Annotated in this window: 1 protein-coding gene; it reads right to left on the bottom strand. The window is 64.1% G+C overall.

The genetic code is table 11. The features are described 5' to 3' along the window. The coding region (gene hutU / locus ACM6IR_RS23995) for a urocanate hydratase (protein ID WP_414909989.1) at positions 1 to 719 on the bottom strand (719 nt) is incomplete at both ends.

Raw genomic sequence — 719 nt, 5'->3', positions numbered from 1 at the left:
ACGCCGGTCGCCGGGTCGTTGTGCAGCACGCGAGCAATACGCTCGGCCGCTTCGTCAGTCCCGTCGCAGACAATCACCATGCCCGAATGCTGGGAGAAGCCCATGCCGACGCCGCCGCCGTGGTGCAGGGAAACCCAGGTCGCGCCGCTCGCGGTGTTGAGCAGGGCGTTGAGCAGTGGCCAGTCGGACACGGCGTCGGAACCGTCCTGCATCGATTCGGTTTCGCGGTTCGGGCTGGCCACCGAACCGGAGTCCAGGTGGTCACGACCGATCACGATCGGTGCCGACAGCTCACCGCTGCGCACCATTTCGTTGAACGCCAGACCCAGCTTGGCGCGCAGGCCCAGGCCCACCCAGCAAATACGGGCCGGCAGACCCTGGAAGCTGATGCGCTCGCGCGCCATGTCCAGCCAGTTGTGCAGGTGGGCGTCGTCCGGGATCAGTTCCTTGACCTTGGCGTCGGTTTTGTAGATGTCTTCAGCGTTGCCCGACAGTGCCGCCCAACGGAACGGGCCGATGCCACGGCAGAACAGCGGACGGATGTACGCCGGGACGAAGCCTGGGAAGTCGAAGGCGTTTTCCACGCCTTCTTCCTGGGCCATCTGACGGATGTTGTTGCCGTAGTCGAAGGTCGGCACGCCCATTTTCTGGAAGTCCAGCATCGCTTTAACGTGCACCGCCATCGATTGCTTGGCGGCTTTGATTACAGCGGCCGGTTC

This window comes from Pseudomonas sp. IT-P253, assembly GCF_949768125.1.
Classification (GTDB): Bacteria; Pseudomonadota; Gammaproteobacteria; order Pseudomonadales; family Pseudomonadaceae; genus Aquipseudomonas.
This window is presented reverse-complemented; position numbering and strand designations above follow the sequence as displayed.